Raw genomic sequence first — 17,314 nt, forward strand, 5'->3', positions numbered from 1 at the left:
TCTGTTTTTATGCCACAATACGCTATTGTTACGTCATTTTGTGACCGGTGACGAAAAAACGATATTCCTTGGCTTACGGGGGTGGAAACCCGATGTTTCAGCAGAAAAAGGACTGGGAAACACGAGAAAACGCATTTGCTGCTTTCTCTATGGGGCCGCTGACCGATTTCTGGCGTCAGCGTGAGGAAGATGAGTTTACGGGTGTTGGCGATGTTCCGGTACGCTTTGTGCGTTTCCATGATGAGAAAAACGATCGGGTGATCGTGGTCTGTCCGGGACGTATCGAGAGCTACATCAAATACGCTGAACTGGCCTATGACCTGTTCCATCTGGGCTTCGATGTGTTGATTATCGACCATCGCGGCCAGGGGCTTTCTGGCCGCTTATTGTCGGACACGCATCGCGGTCATGTGGATAACTTCAGCGATTACGTCGACGATCTTGCCGCCTTCTGGCAGCAGGAGGTTCAGCCGGGCCCGTGGCGTAAGCGCTATATTCTGGCGCACTCCATGGGTGGGGCGATTTCGACGCTGTTTTTACAGCGCTATGACCACCAGTGTGATGCCATTGCGCTCACCGCGCCGATGTATGGCATCGTCATGCGTTTTCCGGACTGGATGGTGCGCCATATTCTCGACTGGGCTGAGGGCCATCAGCGCATTCGTGAAGGGTATGCCATCGGGACAGGGCGCTGGCGCGCGCTGCCGTTTGCCCTCAACGTATTGACCCATAGCCGGCAGCGTTATCGCCGTAACCTGCGTTTTTATGCCGATGAACCGCGCCTGCGCGTCGGTGGCCCGACATATCACTGGGTGCGGGAAGGGATCCTTGCCGGTGAACAGGTGCTTGCTGGTGTTGGTAAAGATGATACGCCGACACTTCTGATTCAGGCTGAAGAAGAACGTGTGGTGGATAACCGCATGCATGATCGCTTTTGTGAACTCCGCGCTGCCGCCGGTCACCCTTGCGAAGGGGGTAAACCGCTGGTCATCAACGGCGCGTACCATGAGATCCTTTTTGAAAAGGACGCTATGCGCTCAGTCGCGCTAAACGCCATTGTTGAATTTTTCGACAGGCATAATTGATTGTTGTTTTACCACCAGAGGTTGAAATCCCTATGTACCAGGTTGTTGCATCTGATTTAGATGGCACGCTGCTTTCGCCCGACCATACCCTGTCGCCTTACGCGAAAGAGACCTTAAAGCTTCTGACCGCCCGCGGAGTGAACTTCGTGTTTGCCACCGGCCGCCACCACGTGGACGTGGGGCAGATCCGCGATAATCTTGAGATCAAATCGTACATGATCACCTCCAACGGTGCGCGCGTACACGATACCGATGGCAACCTGATCTTTACGCATAACCTGGATCGCGACATTGCCGCCGATCTGTTCGGCGTAGTGCATAACAACCCGGACATTATCACTAACGTTTATCGCGATGACGACTGGTTCATGAATCGCCATCGCCCGGATGAAATGCGTTTCTTCAAGGAAGCGGTATTTAACTATTCCCTGTACGAGCCAGGCCTGCTGGAGCCGGAAGGGATCAGCAAGGTGTTCTTTACCTGCGAAAGCCACGAAGCGTTGCTGCCGCTGGAACAGGCGATTAATGCGCGTTGGGGTGACCGCGTCAACGTGAGTTTCTCGACCCTGACCTGTCTGGAAGTTATGGCGGGGGGAGTTTCCAAAGGGCACGCGCTGGAAGCCGTGGCGAAACGTCTGGGCTTCGAACTGAAAGACTGTATCGCCTTCGGTGATGGTATGAACGACGCCGAAATGCTCTCTATGGCGGGCAAAGGCTGCATTATGCAGAATGCACACCAGCGTCTGAAAGACCTGCACCCGGAACTGGAAGTGATTGGGTCTAACGCTGACAACGCAGTACCAAAATACCTGCGTAAACTGTTCCTTGAATAATCTTCATTTGATTGTTTATCGCTCAGTTGTCAACTAAAGAGTTCGCTACAATGCCTGTCCTTCTTTCTGAGAGACAAGCATTGTGGCGCTACTCATTATTACCACTATCCTGTGGGCCTTCTCTTTTAGCCTGATTGGCGAATACCTCGCCGGGCACGTCGACAGCTACTTCTCGGTGCTGATGCGCGTGGGGCTGGCGGCGCTGGTATTCCTGCCCTTTCTGCGTACACGCGGGCAATCGCTGAAGACCATTTTGCTGTACATGCTGGTGGGGGCGATGCAGCTCGGCATCATGTACCTGTTCAGCTTCCGGGCTTACGTCTACCTGTCTGTCTCTGAATTTCTGCTTTTCACCGTGCTTACGCCGCTCTATATCACGCTGATTTACGATCTGCTCAGCAAACGTCGTTTGCGCTGGGGATATCTGTTGAGCGCGGCGCTGGCGGTGATCGGGGCGGCGATTATTCGCTACGACAAAGTGAGCGACCACTTCTGGACCGGGCTGATGTTCGTGCAGCTGGCGAACCTCAGCTTTGCCATCGGTATGGTCGGGTACAAGCGCCTGATGGAAACCCGTCCGATGCCACAGCATAACGCGTTCGCCTGGTTCTATATGGGGGCAGCTATCGTCGCGGTGGCGGCATGGTTTATGCTCGGCAACCCGCAAAAGCTCCCGACGACAACCCTGCAGTGGGGCGTTCTGGTCTGGCTGGGCGTGGTGGCATCGGGGCTGGGTTACTTCATGTGGAACTACGGCGCTACGCAGGTAGACGCCGGTACGCTGGGGATCATGAACAACGTGCATGTGCCTGCAGGGCTGCTGGTGAACCTTGCCATCTGGCAGCAGCAGCCTCACTGGCCGAGCTTCCTTATTGGGGGAGCAGTGATTCTGGCTTCGCTGTGGGTCCATCGCCGTTGGGTCGCTCCGCGCTCCGCACAAACGGAAGATGGTCGCACGCGTGGTTCCGCGCAGAGCGAATAAACGCTTCCGTAATCGGCTGACGCTGCTCGCCATCGCGCACGGCGGCGTACAGCCGGCTCCATAGTCCCTCACCCAGGGTTTTAGTGACAACCAGACCCTGGCGTTCAAAACTCTCCACAACCCAGTGTGGTAGCGCCGCGATGCCCATTCTGGCAGCAACCATCTGAATTAACAGCAGGGTGTTATCCACGCTTTTGAGCTGCGGGCTAATGCCGGCCGGCTGCAGGAAGTGACGCCAGATATCCAGCCGACTGCGCTGTACCGGGTAAATCAGCAGCGTTTCACTGGCTAAATCTTCCGGGGTGATACGCGTTTTACTGGCCAGCGGATGATCCGGAGCCAGCACCAGACGTACCTCATAATCAAACATTGGCGAATAGTGCAGGCCGCTGCGGGGCAGAATGTCTGAGGTCATCACCAGATCCAGTTCGCCCTGCTGGAGCGACGGCTGCGGGTCGAACGTCACGCCGGATTTGAAATCCATCTCCACCTGCGGCCACCTCTGGCGGAAGTTCTCAAGCGCGGGTGTCAGCCATTGAATACAGCTGTGACACTCAATGGCGATACGCAGTCTGGTTTGCTGCGGCTCGTTACAGGACTGCAGCGCGCTGGCTATTTGCGGCAGCACCTGATTAGCCAGCTGCAGCAGGATCTCGCCCTGAGGCGTAAAGCGTAGCGGCTGGCTCTTACGAACAAAAAGACGAAAGCCGAGGCGTTGTTCCAGATCGCTGAACTGGTGAGAAAGGGCGGACTGGGTCTGGTGCAGCGTGGCTGCCGCCGCCGCGAGAGAACCGCAATTTCGCAACGCTTGTAGCGTTTTCAGGTGTTTAATCTCGATCATGAAAGTCCTTCACTTCGCCATGAACATTTTGCGCTTGAGGAATATACAGTAACTGCCAATTATGGATGTGTAAACATCTGGATGGCTAAATACGAAAAATTCACAGGGGACACACCATGACAATTCGCAATCACACTCTCGGTTTCCCTCGCGTTGGCCTTCGCCGCGAGCTGAAAAAAGCGCAGGAAAGTTACTGGGCAGGTACCTCTGGCCGTGAAGAATTGCTGGCAGTGGGCCGCGAACTGCGTGCGCGCCACTGGGAACAGCAAAAGCAGGCGGGCATTGACCTGCTGCCCGTGGGCGATTTCGCCTGGTACGACCATGTTCTGACCACCAGCCTGCTGCTTGGCAACGTGCCGGCTCGTCATCAGAACAAAGATGGATCGGTAGATATCGACACCCTGTTCCGCATTGGCCGTGGTCGTGCGCCAACGGGAGAGCCTGCGGCAGCGGCGGAAATGACCAAGTGGTTCAACACCAACTATCACTATATGGTGCCGGAATTTGTGAAAGGCCAGCAGTTCAAACTGAGCTGGACCCAGTTGCTCGACGAAGTCGATGAAGCGCTGGCGCTGGGCCACCAGGTGAAACCGGTACTGCTGGGGCCGGTAACGTATTTGTGGCTGGGTAAAGTGAAAGGCGAGCAGTTTGACCGTCTCAGCCTGCTGAACGATATTCTGCCGGTCTACAAACAGGTGCTGATTGAACTGGGTAAACGCGGAATTCAGTGGGTGCAAATCGATGAGCCTGCGCTGGTGCTGGAGCTGCCGCAGGCGTGGCTGAAAGCGTTTAAACCCGCTTACGATGCCCTTACTGGTCAGGTGAAGCTATTGCTGACCACCTATTTTGAAGGCGTGACGCCGAACCTGAGTACTATTACTGCGCTGCCGGTTCAGGGTCTTCATGTTGACCTGGTCCACGGCAAAGATGACCTGGCCGAACTGCACAAACGTCTGCCCGAAGAGTGGCTACTCTCGGCCGGACTGGTGAATGGCCGTAACGTCTGGCGCGCCGATCTGAGCGAGAAATATGCACAGATTAAAGATATCGTCGGCAAACGTGAGCTGTGGGTGGCCTCCTCCTGCTCTCTGCTGCACAGCCCAATCGATCTGAGTGTGGAAACCCGTCTGGATCCCGAGGTGAAGAGCTGGTTTGCCTTTGCGCTGCAAAAATGTGAAGAGCTGGCGCTGCTGCGTGATGCGTTAAATAGCGGTGACACCACGGCCATTACCGACTGGAGCGCCCCCATTCAGGCGCGTCGTCATTCGGCGCGCGTCCACAACCCGGCGGTCGAAAAACGTCTGGCGGCCATTACCGCGCAGGACAGCCAGCGTCAGAGCCCCTATGAAGTGCGTGCCGAAGCCCAGCGTGCCCGTTTCAACCTGCCAGCGTGGCCAACCACCACCATCGGCTCCTTCCCGCAGACGACGGAGATCCGCGGCCTGCGTCTGGATTTCAAAAAGGGCAACCTCGATGCGAATCACTACCGCACCGGCATCGCTGAGCACATCAGACAGGCGATTGTTGAGCAGGAACGTTTAGGTCTGGACGTGCTGGTGCACGGTGAAGCCGAGCGTAACGACATGGTGGAATACTTCGGCGAACATCTGGACGGTTTCGTCTTTACGCAGAACGGTTGGGTGCAGAGCTATGGTTCCCGCTGTGTGAAGCCACCGGTGGTGATTGGTGACGTCAGCCGCCCGCAAGCGATCACCGTAGAGTGGGCAAAATTCGCCCAGTCCCTGACCGACAAACCGGTGAAAGGGATGCTGACCGGCCCGGTGACGATCCTCTGCTGGTCCTTCCCGCGTGAAGATGTGACCCGTGAAACCATCGCCAAACAGATTGCGCTCGCGCTGCGTGATGAAGTGGCCGATCTGGAAGCGGCGGGTATCGGCATCATCCAGATTGATGAACCGGCGCTACGCGAAGGTTTGCCGCTGCGTCGCAGTGACTGGGATGCTTATCTGAAGTGGGGTGTGGAGGCTTTCCGCCTCAACGCCGCGGTCGCGAAAGACGACACGCAGATCCACACCCACATGTGTTACTGCGAATTTAACGACATTATGGATTCGATTGCCGCGCTGGATGCCGACGTGATCACCATCGAAACGTCGCGTTCAGACATGGAACTGCTGGAGTCCTTCGAAGCGTTCGAGTATCCAAACGAAATTGGGCCGGGTGTCTACGACATCCACTCCCCGAACGTACCGAGCGTGGAGTGGATTGAGAGCCTGCTGAAAAAAGCCGCCCAGCGGATCCCGGCTGAGCGCCTGTGGGTCAACCCGGACTGCGGACTGAAAACCCGCGGCTGGCCGGAGACCCGCGCGGCACTCGCGAACATGGTCAGGGCGGCGCAGAATTTGCGTCAGGCCTGATAAATCCGAAGCCCGGCAAGGCGTAGCCGCGACCGGGCTTTTGTTTTACGCTTTTTTCCCGCCGTACTGGCTGAACCATGCCAGCATCCGCTGCCAGCCATCTTTAGCCGATTCTGCGTGATAGCTCGGACGATAGTCGGCATTAAAGGCGTGGCCGGCATCCGGATAAACAATGATTTCAGCTTTTGCATTGGCTGCACGGAGCGCATGGCGCATGGTCTCTACCGTATCAAGCGGGATCCCGGTGTCCTGGCCGCCATAAAGCCCTAAGACTGGGGCATTTAACTCGGTGGCGATATCAACGGGATGCTTCGGCGAGTTCAGCGTTTTCTCCCCCACCAGTTTGCCGTACCAGGCAACGGCGGCTTTAAGCTGCGGATTATGTGCGGCATACAGCCAGCTGATACGTCCTCCCCAGCAGAAACCCGTCACCATCAGACGATGTGCGTCGCCGCCATTGCGCGCAGCCCAACTGGCCACGTGGTCCAGATCGGCCAGTACCTGTGCATCCGGCACTTTGCTGACCAGGTTGCTGAACAGCGTCGGTATATCGCTGTAGTCGTTCGGATCGCCCTGACGGAAATAGAGCTCTGGCGCAACAGCCAGATAACCTTCCAGCGCCAGACGGCGGCAAAGGTCGCGAATATGTTCGTGAACGCCGAAAATTTCCTGAACCACAATCACGATGGGCAGCGGGCCGTCGGCCGATTTTGGCCGCGCGTGGTAAGCAGGCATATTCTCCCCCTGTGAGGGGATGGAGGTCTCACCTGCCGTAATGGCCTCTTCAGGTGTTGAGACGATGGTTGATGCATGAGGGGCCGCTGCAGGTGCAAAACCGGTTTTTTCAGTCATGGCATTCTCCGTACCAATGAGTTAGCGCAAAGTTAAATATAGTCACCAGGTTAACAATTCACAGTGCCTGAAACGGTCTATCTTTTGTGCAGCACCTGACGATATAACTTGTTAATGTGATGTGAATCACTATTTCATGGAAATTTACTGCAATCATTTTCATTCATGGTGAGATGTGTCACGTAATTCTGCTTACTGCTTCTGTAAAGTACCTTTTTACTTCTTCTGACTAACCGACCCACAGAGGAGTCACCTATGTCTAAGTCTGATGTTTTTCATCTCGGCCTCACTAAAAACGATTTACAAGGGGCTACGCTGGCTATCGTCCCGGGCGATCCTGAGCGTGTGGAAAAGATCGCCGCGCTGATGGATAAGCCGGTTAAGCTTGCTGCCCATCGTGAATTCACCACCTGGCGCGCTGAGCTGGATGGCAAAGCGGTGATCGTCTGTTCTACCGGTATCGGTGGCCCGTCCACCTCAATTGCTGTTGAAGAGCTGGCGCAGCTGGGCATTCGTACTTTCCTGCGTATCGGGACTACCGGTGCCATTCAGCCGCATATCAACGTTGGCGACGTGCTGGTGACAACCGCTTCCGTGCGTCTGGACGGCGCGAGTCTGCACTTTGCCCCTATGGAATTCCCGGCGGTGGCGGATTTCGAATGCACCACCGCACTGGTTGAAGCCGCGAAATCCGTTGGCGCAACCACCCACGTAGGCGTGACCGCCTCTTCTGATACCTTCTACCCAGGCCAGGAGCGTTATGACACCTTCTCCGGCCGCGTGGTAAGCCGTTTCAAAGGTTCTATGGAAGAGTGGCAGTCTATGGGCGTAATGAACTACGAAATGGAATCTGCAACCTTGCTGACCATGTGCGCAAGCCAGGGTCTGCGTGCCGGTATGGTGGCGGGCGTTATCGTCAACCGTACCCAGCAGGAGATCCCGAACGCGGAAACCATGAAGCAGACCGAAAGTCATGCTGTGAAAATCGTGGTTGAAGCAGCGCGTCGCCTGATCTAATCCCTTGTTATACGAAAAAAGGCCGACCCGTTCGGCCTTTTTTTTGCGTAGCGCCTCGCAGGAAAACCCTTTCAAACTGGACGTTTATACAGCACAATTCTATTTTGTGCAGGTAATACGTTGATGCAGGGGGCATTGTGGATATCTCAATCCTGATTTATGCAGTGATTGCGCTGGTGGGCGTGGGGGCAGGCTGGCTGATTTCCAGCTACCAGCACGCGCAACAAAAGGCCGATCAACTGGCCGAGCGCGAAGAGATAGTCGCCGATTTAAGCGCAGCAAAACAGCAGGTTGCGCTGAGCGAACACTGGCGTGACGAATGCGAACTGCTCAACAACGAGCTGCGCAATCTTCGCGATATCAACACCTCACTGGAGGCCGATCTCCGCGAAGTGACTACCCGCCTCGAATCCACCCAGCTGCATGCGGAAGATAAAATCCGCCAGATGATGAACAGCGAGCAACGCCTCAGCGAGCAGTTCGAGAACCTCGCGAACCGCATTTTTGAACACAGCAACCGCCGCGTAGACGAACAAAACCGCCAAAGCCTGAATAGCCTGCTAACGCCCCTGCGTGAACAGCTGGACGGCTTTCGTCGTCAGGTACAGGACAGCTTTGGCCAGGAGGCTCGCGAGCGGCACACGCTGGCGCATGAAATTCGCAATCTTCAGCAGCTGAATGCGCAAATGGCGCAGGAAGCGGTCAACCTGACCCGTGCGCTGAAGGGCGATAACAAAACCCAGGGCAACTGGGGGGAAGTGGTGCTGACCCGCGTGCTGGAGGCCTCTGGCCTGCGGGAAGGGTATGAATACGAAACGCAGGTGAGTATCGAGAACGATGCCCGCTCGCGTATGCAGCCTGATGTGATTGTGCGGCTCCCGCAGGGCAAAGATGTGGTGATAGACGCCAAAATGACGCTGGTGGCTTATGAGCGCTATTTCAATGCGGAAGATGACTACACCCGCGAGTCGGCGCTGCAGGAGCACATCGCCTCCCTGCGTAACCACATTCGTCTGCTGGGCAGAAAAGACTACCAGCAGTTACCCGGCCTGCGCTCGCTGGATTACGTCCTGATGTTTATTCCGGTTGAACCCGCGTTCTTGCTGGCGCTCGACAGACAGCCTGAACTGATTACCGAAGCCCTAAAAAATAACATTATGCTGGTGAGCCCCACCACGCTGCTGGTGGCATTGCGCACCATTGCCAACCTGTGGCGCTATGAACATCAGAGCCGCAATGCGCAGCAGATTGCCGATCGCGCCAGCAAGCTTTACGACAAAATGCGCCTTTTTGTGGATGATATGTCCTCGGTCGGGCAAAGCCTTGACCGCGCCCAGGATAACTATCGCCAGGCGATGAAAAAACTCTCTTCCGGGCGTGGCAACTTACTGGCGCAGGCCGAAGCATTTCGTTCCCTGGGTGTGGAGGTGAAGCGCGAGATTAATCCGGAATTAGTTGAGCAGGCCACCGCCCAGGATGAAGAATTTCGCCTGCGCGAAGGCGCTGGCGAACAAAAGACAAACAGTGAAGACAATACGTTAGCGACAGATTTAACGTCAGACGAGCGTCCGGCACGTTTCTTTCGCGAAGGTTGAAACGTAGGGCAAACGCGCCCAATCTGTTACACTTCACGAACATTTTACTGATAAGCAGGCTCTGAGATGGTTGACGATTCACAAGACACGACGCACTTTGGCTTTCAGACTGTCGCCAAAGCGCAGAAAGCTGATATGGTGGCCCACGTATTTCATTCCGTGGCGGCGAAGTACGATGTGATGAATGACTTGATGTCGTTCGGCATTCATCGCTTGTGGAAGCGCTTCACCATCGACTGTAGCGGTGTGCGTCGTGGACAAACGGTACTGGATTTAGCCGGCGGTACAGGCGATTTGACAGCAAAATTCTCCCGTCTGGTGGGCGAAACCGGTCGCGTTGTTCTGGCAGATATTAACGACTCAATGCTCAAAATGGGACGTGAGAAGCTGCGTAACATCGGCGTGGTAGGTAATGTCGAGTATGTGCAGGCGAACGCCGAAGCGCTGCCTTTCCCGGATAATACCTTTGACTGCATCACTATCTCCTTCGGCCTGCGTAACGTCACCGATAAAGAAAAAGCGCTGCGCTCCATGTACCGCGTGTTAAAGCCGGGTGGACGCCTGCTGGTGCTCGAATTCTCCAAACCGATTCTTGAGCCGTTAAGCAAAGCTTACGACGCATACTCATTCCATGTGCTGCCGCGCATTGGTGAGCTGGTGGCAAACGACGCGGAAAGCTATCGGTACCTGGCGGAATCTATCCGTATGCACCCGGATCAGGACACCTTAAAGGCCATGATGCAGGATGCGGAATTCGAGAACGTTGAGTATTTCAACATGACGGCAGGTGTCGTCGCGCTGCATCGCGGTTATAAGTTCTGAGTGGAGGTTTCCCGTGCCCTTTAAACCCTTTGTCACCGCAGGCATCGAGAATGTCCTGAATGCCTTTCTTTACCGCGCACCGGCGCTAAAAGCCGCACGTCAGCGGCTTAACGGCAAGGTGCTGCGAGTTGTTCTGAAAGAGTTCTCGACGCCGCTTGTGCTGGTTTTCAGTGAACGCCAGCTTGACGTTCTGGGTGAGTGGGAAGGTGAAGCCGACTGCTCCGTGATTACGCACATGAGCGTGCTGCCAAAATTACGTGACCGTCAGCAGCTTACGACGCTTATCCGCAGCGGTGAGCTGGAAGTGGAAGGCGACATTCAGGTCGTACAGAATTTCGTTGCGCTCAGCGATCTGGCCGAGTTTGACCCGGCGGAGCTGCTTGCGCCTTTCATTGGCGACATTGCTGCCGAAGGGATCGGTAAAGCCATTCATGGCGGTACGTCTTTTCTTCGCAAGAGTCTGCAACGACAGCAACGCTATGCGGCGGAAGTGCTGACTGAAGAGTGGCGTATGGCCCCTGGCGCGCTTGAAGTTGCATGGTTTGCGGAAGAGACCGCAGCGGTTGAACGCGCGGTGGATGCCTTAACCAAACGGCTGGAAAAACTGGAGGGCAAATGACGCCTGGTGAAATTCGGCGCCTCTATTTTATCGTCCACACCTTTTTGAGTTACGGGCTCGACGAGCTTATCCCCAAAATGCGTATCACGCTGCTGCTTCGCATCTGGCGGCGGATGTTGTTCTGGATGCCTAATCGTCATAAAGATCAGCCGCTGGGTGAACGTCTTCGCCTGGCGCTCCAGGAGCTGGGCCCGGTATGGATTAAGTTCGGGCAAATGCTCTCGACTCGCCGCGATCTTTTCCCGCCGCAGATTGCCGATGAACTGGCACTGCTGCAGGACCGCGTTGCACCGTTTGACGGTGTGAGAGCGAAAAAACAGATCGAAGAGGCGATGGGCAATATTCCTGTCGAGACCTGGTTTGACGATTTCGAAATAGAACCTCTTGCTTCAGCCTCTATCGCCCAGGTGCATACAGCACGTCTGAAAGAGAACGGCAAAGAGGTGGTTATCAAAGTGATCCGCCCGGACATCCTGCCGGTAATCCGAGCGGACATGAAGCTTATCTATCGGCTTGCACGCTGGGTTCCGCGCCTGCTCCCCGACGGACGCCGTCTGCGCCCAATGGAAGTTGTGCGGGAGTATGAAAAAACGCTGATTGATGAATTAAACCTGCTGCGTGAATCGGCAAATGCCATCCAGCTGCGCCGGAACTTTGAAAACAGCCCGATGCTCTATGTGCCGGAAGTGTATTCGGACTACTGCAGCCAGAACATGATGGTAATGGAGCGGATTTACGGTATTCCGGTCTCGGATGTGGCAGCCCTGGAAAAGCAGGGAACCAACATGAAGCTGCTGGCCGAGCGTGGTGTACAGGTCTTCTTTACCCAGGTATTCCGCGACAGCTTTTTCCACGCGGACATGCACCCGGGGAATATCTTCGTCAGTTATGAGCACCCGGAAGACCCGAAATATATCGGTATTGACTGCGGTATTGTGGGCTCGCTGAACAAAGAAGATAAGCGCTATCTCGCTGAGAACTTCATTGCCTTCTTTAACCGTGATTACCGCAAGGTGGCCGAGCTGCATGTTGATTCTGGCTGGGTTCCGCCGGACACCAACGTCGAAGAATTTGAGTTTGCTATCCGTACCGTCTGCGAGCCGATTTTTGAAAAGCCGCTGGCAGAAATTTCCTTCGGACACGTATTGCTGAACCTGTTTAACACGGCACGCCGCTTCAACATGGAAGTGCAGCCACAGTTAGTTTTACTTCAGAAAACATTACTTTACGTTGAAGGTGTAGGTCGACAGCTCTATCCTCAGTTAGACTTATGGAAGACTGCGAAACCTTTCCTTGAATCCTGGATTAAGGATCAGGTGGGCATTCCGGCGCTGGTGCGCTCTATTAAAGAGAAAGGCCCGTTCTGGATAGAAAAAATGCCTGATATTCCTGAACTGATTTACGACAGTTTGCGTCAGAGCAAGAACCTTCAGCACAGCATGGATAAAATCGCCCGCGAGCTTCAGTCCAGCCGTGTTCGACAGGGGCAGTCGCGCTATCTCTTTGGCATTGGAGCAACGCTGCTGCTGAGTGGTACGCTGTTGCTGATTACTCGCCCTGACTGGCAGATGATGCCCGCCTGGCTGATGGCTGGCGGTGTTGTGGTCTGGCTCGCCGGCTGGAGAAAAACGCGCTGATTTTGCGTCGCTATCGACGGGTCGCCTACGTATAATGCGACCTGACTCATTAATCATCTATCCCTGAGGTACATGTATGGGTGGTATTAGTATCTGGCAATTGTTGATCATTGCCGTCATCGTCGTGCTGCTGTTTGGCACGAAAAAGCTCGGTTCTATCGGCTCCGATCTGGGCGCGTCTATCAAAGGCTTCAAGAAAGCGATGAGCGATGATGAGAGCAAGCAGGATAAAACCAGCCAGGATGCTGACTTTACTGCTAAATCCATCTCCGACAAGCAGGAAGAGGCGAAAAAAGAAGACGCTAAACGCCACGATAAAGAGCAGGTGTAATTCGTGTTCGACATTGGTTTTAGTGAGCTGCTGCTGGTCTTTGTGATTGGCCTGATAGTGTTAGGACCCCAGCGTCTGCCGGTGGCGGTGAAAACCGTTGTGGGCTGGGTACGCGCGCTGAGATCGCTGGCTTCGACCGTACAAAATGAGCTGGCGCAGGAACTTAAGCTGCAGGAGTTTCAGGAAAGCCTGAAAAAGGTGGAAAAGGCGAGCATGGATAACCTGACGCCTGAACTGAAAGCCTCAATGGATGAACTGCGTGAAGCGGCAGAATCCATGAAGCGCTCCTACAGCGTCAACGATCCTGAAAAGGCGAGCGATGAAGCCAACACCATCCACAACCCGGTGGTGAAGGACAGCGAAGCGCAGCGCGAGGGCGTTACGCCTGCCAGCGCGGAGCATCAGGCTACCGCGCCAGAACAAACGCCGCAGGAATCTGAACCGAAAAAACAGGCGCAGCCGGAAGCACCGGTGGTAAAAGCGGCTGACGTTAAGCCTGCCGCGCCTGTTTCCGAATCATCCCCCTCGTCGAGTGATAAAGCGTAAACATGGCAGTAGATGATACCCAACCGCTGATTACGCACCTCATAGAGCTGCGTAAGCGCCTGTTAAACTGCATTATCGCGGTTTTCCTCATTTTCTTATGCCTGGTCTATTTCGCCAATGATATCTACCAGGTTGTCTCTGCGCCGCTGATCAAGCAGATGCCGCTGGGGGCAACGATGATCGCAACCGACGTTGCATCACCGTTCTTTACCCCTATTAAGCTCACCTTCTGGGTATCGCTGATTGCCTCTGCGCCGGTCATTCTTTATCAGGTGTGGGCGTTTGTGGCGCCAGCGCTGTACAAGCATGAACGCAAGCTGGTGATCCCGCTGCTGGTATCCAGCTCGCTGCTGTTCTATATCGGCATGGCGTTCGCCTACTTTGTTGTCTTCCCGCTGGCCTTTGGCTTCCTGACGCATACCGCGCCGGAAGGGGTTCAGGTGTCGACGGATATCGCCAGCTACCTCAGCTTTGTGATGGCGCTGTTTATGGCATTCGGCGTGGCATTCGAAGTGCCGGTAGCCATTGTGCTGCTTTGCTGGGTAGGGGTGACTACCCCTGATGACCTGCGTAAGAAGCGCCCGTATATCCTGGTTGGCGCGTTTGTGGTTGGCATGCTGCTCACACCACCTGACGTCTTCTCACAAACGCTGCTGGCAATACCGATGTATTGTCTGTTCGAAGTCGGCGTATTCTTCTCGCGTTTCTACGTGGGAAAAGGGCGTCGGTCGGATGACGAAGACGATACGTCGGAAAAGACCACTGAAGAGTAAAACCAGCCGCCCGTCAGGGCGGTTGTGCTATGGGGAATCGCATGTTTGATATCGGACTCAACCTGACCAGCTCGCAGTTTGCGAAAGACTGCGATGAGGTCGTCGCGCGTGCTTTTGCCGCCGGGGTGAAAGGACTGCTCCTGACGGGAACCAACCTGCATGAAAGCGAGCAGGCGCAGCAGCTTGCTCAACGCTATGATCGCTGCTGGTCAACCGCTGGCGTGCATCCTCATGACAGCAGCCAGTGGACGCCGCAGAGCGCTGAAATCATACACAGGCTGGCGAAAACCCCTGAAGTCGTGGCCATTGGCGAATGCGGTCTCGATTTCAACCGTAACTTTTCCAAACCAGCCGAACAGGAAAACGCCTTCACCGCCCAGCTCGCCCTGGCGGCAGAGCTTGGAATGCCTGTGTTTATGCACTGCCGTGACGCGCATGAGCGCTTCCTCGCCTTGCTGGAACCCTGGCTCGATAAACTGCCCGGTGCGGTACTGCACTGCTTTACCGGTTCACGGCAGGAAGCGCTGGAGTGTCTGGAACGCGGGTTATATCTGGGCATTACCGGCTGGGTTTGCGATGAACGTCGCGGGCTTGAGCTTCGCGAGCTGTTGCCGGTGATCCCGGCGGACCGCTTGCTTGTTGAAACCGACGCACCTTATCTGCTGCCGCGAGATATGCAACCCAAACCGGCTTCTCGACGTAACGAACCGGCCTATCTGGGGCATATTCTTGAGAGCGTAGCGCGCTGGCGCGGAGAAGACCCGCACTGGTTGTGCGCACAGACGGATGACAACGTGCGTCGCCTGTTCGGGATAGACGTTTAAACTTTGCGGAAGTCGGTGTTTTTCACGCTCTGCAATACCTGTTTATTCAGCAGGTTGAGCAGCAGCATGGAGCGTGCTTCACCGTCAGGCTCGGCGAAAATCGCCTGTAAGCCCTCGAAAGCCCCTTCAGTGATGACGACGCTGTCGCCTGCGTAGGGGGTTTCCGGATCGGTGATGCCTTCAGGTTGCTGGTACACCGAAAGCTGATGAATCACCGTTGACGGGACCGTTGCCGGGTGAGCGCCAAAACGCACAAAGTGGCTGACACCGCGTGTGGCGCTGATGGTCGTGGTGTGAATCACTTCCGGGTCGAACTCAACGAACAGATAGTTCGGGAATAATGGCTCACTGACGGTCGTGCGCTTCCCGCGCTGCATTTTTTCAAGCGTGATCACGGGTGTCAGGCAATTTACAGACTGACGTTCAAGATGTTCCTGCGCGCGCTGAAGTTGCCCGCGTTTGCAATACAGTAAATACCAGGCCTGCATAATCACTCTTTCCCTTAGTTCGGGGCGCAAGCATATCAAAACCCTGGCGGGATCGCTAAGTTGATTATAATGGGGGAAAAGGGAACAGAATGCATAAGTTCACGCTAATTTAACAAAATTACAGCATCAAGCAGGCTTACGCCGTATAATGAAGCGCTTACAGAGAGGCCATGACTAACTGCATGAAATACCACGATCTCCGCGACTTCCTGACGCTGCTGGAAAAGCAGGGCGAACTCAAACGCATTACACTTCCTGTTGATCCTTATCTGGAAATGACAGAAATTGCTGACCGCACCCTGCGTGCCGGTGGCCCCGCTTTACTGTTTGAAAACCCAAAAGGGTATTCGATGCCGGTGCTGTGCAACCTGTTTGGTACACCGCGCCGTGTGGCGTTGGGGATGGGACAGGAGGACGTCACGGCGCTGCGCGAAGTGGGTAAACTGCTGGCGTTTCTGAAAGAGCCAGAGCCACCGAAAGGTTTCCGCGATCTGTTCGATAAACTGCCGCAGTTTAAGCAGGTGCTAAACATGCCAACCAAACGTCTGCGCGGCGCACCGTGTCAGCAGAAAGTGCTGGAAGGCGATGCGGTGGATCTGACAAAAATTCCTGTCATGCAATGCTGGCCTGAAGATGCTGCGCCGCTTATCACCTGGGGGCTCACCGTCACGCGTGGTCCGCACAAAGAGCGACAAAATCTGGGTATTTACCGCCAGCAGCTGATTGGCAAGAATAAGCTCATCATGCGCTGGTTGTCACATCGTGGCGGCGCCCTGGATTTCCAGGAGTGGTGTGCTGAACACCCGGGCGAGCGTTTCCCGGTTTCCGTTGCGTTAGGCGCCGATCCGGCCACGATTCTGGGGGCGGTAACGCCAGTGCCGGATACGCTGTCCGAATATGCCTTTGCAGGCCTGCTGCGCGGAACCAAAACCGAAGTCGTGAAGTGTATTTCTAATGACCTTGAAGTTCCTGCCAGCGCGGAGATCGTTCTGGAAGGTTACCTTGAGCAGGGCGAAATGGCACCGGAAGGGCCATACGGTGACCACACCGGCTATTACAACGAAGTTGATAACTTCCCGGTGTTTACCGTCACGCACATCACCCAGCGTGAAGATGCGATTTACCACTCCACCTATACCGGACGTCCACCGGATGAACCGGCGGTACTGGGAGTGGCGCTGAACGAAGTGTTTGTGCCGATCCTGCAAAAGCAGTTCCCGGAAATTGTTGATTTTTACCTGCCGCCGGAAGGGTGTTCGTATCGCCTGGCGGTGGTGACGATGAAGAAGCAATATCCTGGTCACGCTAAACGCGTGATGATGGGCGTATGGTCTTTCCTGCGCCAGTTTATGTATACCAAATTTGTTATTGTCTGCGATGATGATGTTAACGCCCGCGACTGGAATGACGTTATCTGGGCCATTACTACGCGAATGGATCCGGCGCGCGATACGGTGTTAGTCGAAAACACGCCGATAGATTATCTGGATTTTGCCTCGCCGGTCTCCGGTCTTGGCTCAAAAATGGGACTGGATGCCACAAACAAATGGCCCGGCGAAACCGAGCGTGAATGGGGTCGACCGATCAAAAAAGATCCTGCCGTGACCGCGCGTATTGACGCGATCTGGGATGAACTGGCCATAATGAATAACGGTAAACCTGAAACAGGCCGTTAAGCCCTATAGACTTCA

Annotated in this window: 17 protein-coding genes; 14 read left to right on the top strand and 3 right to left on the bottom strand. The window is 55.1% G+C overall.

Features of this window, described 5'->3' with window-relative positions:
* Positions 1 to 92 precede the first annotated feature (92 nt).
* From pldB to HV157_RS15260, 3 genes are all read left to right on the top strand, one after another.
* On the top strand, positions 93 to 1,085 hold the full coding sequence (gene pldB / locus HV157_RS15250) for a lysophospholipase L2 (protein ID WP_020882879.1): 993 nt from the start codon (positions 93 to 95) through the stop codon (positions 1,083 to 1,085).
* A gap of 32 nt (positions 1,086 to 1,117) precedes the next feature.
* Positions 1,118 to 1,918, top strand: a complete 801-nt coding sequence (gene yigL / locus HV157_RS15255; protein ID WP_020882878.1) for a sugar/pyridoxal phosphate phosphatase YigL — start codon at positions 1,118 to 1,120, stop codon at positions 1,916 to 1,918.
* Between the two features lie 82 nt (positions 1,919 to 2,000).
* Positions 2,001 to 2,900 carry a carboxylate/amino acid/amine transporter gene (locus tag HV157_RS15260; protein WP_014172122.1) on the top strand — a complete coding sequence of 300 codons (900 nt, stop codon included), beginning with the start codon at positions 2,001 to 2,003 and terminating at the stop codon, positions 2,898 to 2,900.
* On the opposite strand, the gene metR is transcribed toward HV157_RS15260, so the two are convergent.
* Positions 2,788 to 3,741 (bottom strand): HTH-type transcriptional regulator MetR, encoded by a 954-nt coding sequence (gene metR, locus HV157_RS15265; RefSeq protein ID WP_014172120.1) that lies wholly within the window; start codon positions 3,739 to 3,741, stop codon positions 2,788 to 2,790. The genes HV157_RS15260 and metR overlap by 113 nt on opposite strands.
* 116 nt (positions 3,742 to 3,857) lie before the next feature.
* Between metR and metE the strand changes: the two genes are divergently transcribed.
* Positions 3,858 to 6,119 (top strand): 5-methyltetrahydropteroyltriglutamate--homocysteine S-methyltransferase, encoded by a 2,262-nt coding sequence (gene metE / locus HV157_RS15270; RefSeq protein ID WP_032680094.1) that lies wholly within the window; start codon positions 3,858 to 3,860, stop codon positions 6,117 to 6,119.
* Between the two features lie 45 nt (positions 6,120 to 6,164).
* Here metE and HV157_RS15275 read toward each other — a convergent pair whose 3' ends face one another.
* Positions 6,165 to 6,971 (bottom strand): dienelactone hydrolase family protein, encoded by an 807-nt coding sequence (locus HV157_RS15275; protein ID WP_014172118.1) that lies wholly within the window; start codon positions 6,969 to 6,971, stop codon positions 6,165 to 6,167.
* Positions 6,972 to 7,226: 255 nt separating this feature from the next.
* Here HV157_RS15275 and udp point away from each other — a divergent pair, with 255 nt between their 5' ends.
* The 9 genes from udp (at position 7,227) to tatD (ending at position 15,135) form a co-directional block, all read left to right on the top strand.
* Complete coding sequence (gene udp / locus HV157_RS15280; RefSeq protein WP_003860792.1) at positions 7,227 to 7,988, top strand: uridine phosphorylase; 762 nt, start codon at positions 7,227 to 7,229, stop codon at positions 7,986 to 7,988.
* A 137-nt stretch (positions 7,989 to 8,125) separates the two neighbouring features.
* Positions 8,126 to 9,583 carry a DNA recombination protein RmuC gene (rmuC, locus tag HV157_RS15285; protein WP_182268685.1) on the top strand — a complete coding sequence of 486 codons (1,458 nt, stop codon included), beginning with the start codon at positions 8,126 to 8,128 and terminating at the stop codon, positions 9,581 to 9,583.
* Between the two features lie 66 nt (positions 9,584 to 9,649).
* Positions 9,650 to 10,405, top strand: a complete 756-nt coding sequence (ubiE, locus tag HV157_RS15290; RefSeq protein ID WP_014172115.1) for a bifunctional demethylmenaquinone methyltransferase/2-methoxy-6-polyprenyl-1,4-benzoquinol methylase UbiE — start codon at positions 9,650 to 9,652, stop codon at positions 10,403 to 10,405.
* Positions 10,406 to 10,418: 13 nt separating this feature from the next.
* Entirely contained in the window at positions 10,419 to 11,024 is a 606-nt protein-coding gene (ubiJ, locus tag HV157_RS15295; protein ID WP_040019219.1) for a ubiquinone biosynthesis protein UbiJ, read from the top strand.
* The gene (ubiB, locus tag HV157_RS15300) at positions 11,021 to 12,661 is read left to right on the top strand and encodes a ubiquinone biosynthesis regulatory protein kinase UbiB (protein ID WP_014172113.1); all 1,641 of its coding nucleotides are present in this window, start codon (positions 11,021 to 11,023) and stop codon (positions 12,659 to 12,661) included. Before ubiJ ends, ubiB begins: the two co-directional genes overlap by 4 nt.
* Positions 12,662 to 12,737: 76 nt before the next feature.
* On the top strand, positions 12,738 to 12,992 hold the full coding sequence (gene tatA / locus HV157_RS15305; RefSeq protein WP_020882874.1) for a Sec-independent protein translocase subunit TatA: 255 nt from the start codon (positions 12,738 to 12,740) through the stop codon (positions 12,990 to 12,992).
* 3 nt (positions 12,993 to 12,995) lie between these two features.
* Entirely contained in the window at positions 12,996 to 13,538 is a 543-nt protein-coding gene (gene tatB, locus HV157_RS15310; protein ID WP_020882873.1) for a Sec-independent protein translocase protein TatB, read from the top strand.
* Between the two features lie 2 nt (positions 13,539 to 13,540).
* Complete coding sequence (gene tatC / locus HV157_RS15315; protein ID WP_014172110.1) at positions 13,541 to 14,311, top strand: Sec-independent protein translocase subunit TatC; 771 nt, start codon at positions 13,541 to 13,543, stop codon at positions 14,309 to 14,311.
* Positions 14,312 to 14,352: 41 nt separating this feature from the next.
* Positions 14,353 to 15,135, top strand: a complete 783-nt coding sequence (gene tatD, locus HV157_RS15320) for a 3'-5' ssDNA/RNA exonuclease TatD (protein WP_182268686.1) — start codon at positions 14,353 to 14,355, stop codon at positions 15,133 to 15,135.
* On the opposite strand, the gene rfaH is transcribed toward tatD, so the two are convergent.
* On the bottom strand, positions 15,132 to 15,623 hold the full coding sequence (gene rfaH / locus HV157_RS15325; protein WP_020882871.1) for a transcription/translation regulatory transformer protein RfaH: 492 nt from the start codon (positions 15,621 to 15,623) through the stop codon (positions 15,132 to 15,134). The genes tatD and rfaH overlap by 4 nt on opposite strands.
* Positions 15,624 to 15,793: 170 nt before the next feature.
* Here rfaH and ubiD point away from each other — a divergent pair, with 170 nt between their 5' ends.
* On the top strand, positions 15,794 to 17,299 hold the full coding sequence (gene ubiD, locus HV157_RS15330; RefSeq protein WP_014172107.1) for a 4-hydroxy-3-polyprenylbenzoate decarboxylase: 1,506 nt from the start codon (positions 15,794 to 15,796) through the stop codon (positions 17,297 to 17,299).
* Positions 17,300 to 17,314: the final 15 nt, after the last annotated feature.

The organism is Enterobacter sp. RHBSTW-00318, from assembly GCF_014101375.1.
Taxonomy (GTDB): domain Bacteria; phylum Pseudomonadota; class Gammaproteobacteria; order Enterobacterales; family Enterobacteriaceae; genus Enterobacter; species Enterobacter ludwigii.